This is a genomic window from Inquilinus sp. (assembly GCF_057815775.1).
The window spans coordinates 1-2,093 of record NZ_JBYRFX010000148.1; the positions used below are offsets into that span (position 1 = coordinate 1).

The window sequence follows — 2,093 nt, forward strand, 5'->3', positions numbered from 1 at the left end:
CGCGCGGTCGAGCTGACCATCGACGACGGCGCCACCGTGATCGTGCAGGCCGGCCGGCCGCCGATCGTCAATGGTGCTGCGGAAGAGCGGATGCGGGTCGGCTGCGGCTCGGCCACCATCGGCATGTTCGCCAAGCAGTGGCAGGGCAAGGTCGACGAGGTGGTGGTGGTCGACGACCACATCACCGGCGTGCTGTCGGAACACCAGGCCGGCAAGCTGCTGGGCATCCCCGAGACCGGCATCAACATGAAGGGCCGGCGCTCCACCCCCGGCCGCTATTTCCAGGTGGCACAGCCCGGCACCGGCTGGGGCGGCACCGACATCTCCGACCCGCTGTCGATCCTGGGGCCGTTCAACCCGAAGACGGCGCGGGCCGGCCTGACCATGCTGATGGTCAGCACCACCGGCGAGCACTTTGCCTATTACCGGCTGGACGACGAGCTGCGGCCGGTGCAGCAGGAGCTGCCGCCGCTGCTGCAGCAGTCGATCGAGCGGATCGAGGAGAATTGCGAGCCGGCCCTGTGCACCGTGCTGTTCATGGGCGGGGCCGGCGGGTCGCTGCGGTCCGGCGTCACCGAGAACCCGGTGCGGCTGACCCGGTCGGTCCAGGAAGCACTGACCTACGTCACCTGCGGCGGTGCCCCGGTCTATGTCTGGCCGGGCGGCGGCATCACCTTCATGGTCGACGTGACCCGGGTGCCGGAGAACGCCTTCGGATATGTCCCGACCCCGGCCCTGGTGGCGCCGATCGAGTTCACCCTGCGGCTGTCCGATTACGAGGCGCTGGAGGGGCATATGGACCATGTCCGGCCGATCTCCTCGCTCGGCGTCGACATGGCGCGGCGACAGGTGCCGGGCCATCGCGACAACCCCTGGCCCTTCGCGCCGCAGGGCGCGAAGCGGTCGCACGGCTGACGGAGACGCTCCCGATGGCCCGCATCCCGCAGATCGCGCTGCTGCCCGACGGGCGGCGCCTGCATCTGCAGGACGGGCCGATCGACCTGGTGGTCGAGGCGACCGGGGCGGCAGCGGCAGTGCAGGCCGCCTATGCCGCGGGGGCGCGGCGCTTCACCGGCCTGCTGGATGAGTTGTGCGACGAGCTGCCTGTGCTGCGGGCGCCGGCCCGGCCGGATGGATCCCCGCTGCAGGGCCCGATCGCGCGCCGCATGCATGACGCGGTGGCGCCCTACGCCGCCGACATCTTCATCACCCCGATGGCCGCGGTGGCCGGTGCGGTGGCCGAGGCGGTGCTGGCGGCGATGGTCGCGGCGGCGCCGCTGGACCGTGCCTATGTCAACAATGGCGGCGACATCGCCCTGCACCTGGCGCCGGGCCAGCGCTTCACCATCGGTCTGGTCGATCGTCCGGATCAGCCAGGGTTATTCGGCACCACGGTGCTGGCGGCCGAGGATGAGTTGCACGGCATCGCCACCAGCGGCTGGCGCGGCCGCAGCTTTTCGCTCGGCATCGCCGATGCGGTGACCGTCCTGGCGGTCGGCGCCGCCGATGCCGATGCCGCGGCCACGGTGATCGCCAACGCCGTCGACCTGCCCGGCCATCCCGCCATCCAGCGCCAGCCGGCCCGCGACCTGCAGCCCGACAGCGATTTGGGCGACCGCCCGGTGACCCGCGGCGTCGGTGCGCTGCACCCGGCCGAGATCGACGCCGCCCTCGAGGCCGGCGCCGCCATGGCCGAAGACCTGGTCGCCCGCGGCCTGATCCGCGCCGCTGCCCTGCATCTGGCCGGCGAGACCCGGACCGTGGGGCTGGGATCGGATACCGCCTCCGTCCCCCAGATGTCATTCCCGCGAAAGCGGGAATCCCGAGGGCCGCGAGAGCGTCCTGAGATCCCCGCTTTCGCGGGGATGACGACCGAAGACACACCGACAAACGATCCACAGCACAGAGCCTGATCCCATGCCCGAGGTCGAGATCCGCAAGCGCCTGGTCACCATCGAGGAGATCTTCCACGAGGGCGGGCCGCCGGCCGCGACGCCGCTGCGCCGGGGGGCGATCATCGCCGTGATCCACAACCCCTTCGCCGGCCGCTATGTCGAGGAGATCGCCGGCTTCATGGACGATCTGAAGCCGCT

2 protein-coding genes and 1 pseudogene are annotated in these 2,093 nt (G+C 71.3%); all 3 read left to right on the plus strand.

The features are described from left to right. A pseudogene (locus tag AC3XYG_RS05380) lies at positions 1-915 on the plus strand (6-hydroxynicotinate reductase); the annotation flags it as partial. Between the two features lie 14 nt (positions 916-929). Beyond that, positions 930-1,913 (plus strand): UPF0280 family protein, encoded by a 984-nt coding sequence (locus AC3XYG_RS05385; protein WP_489138786.1) that lies wholly within the window; start codon positions 930-932, stop codon positions 1,911-1,913. 4 nt (positions 1,914-1,917) lie between these two features. Further along, a partial coding sequence (locus AC3XYG_RS05390) for an amino acid synthesis family protein (RefSeq protein ID WP_489138787.1) occupies positions 1,918-2,093 on the plus strand: 176 nt, incomplete at its 3' end.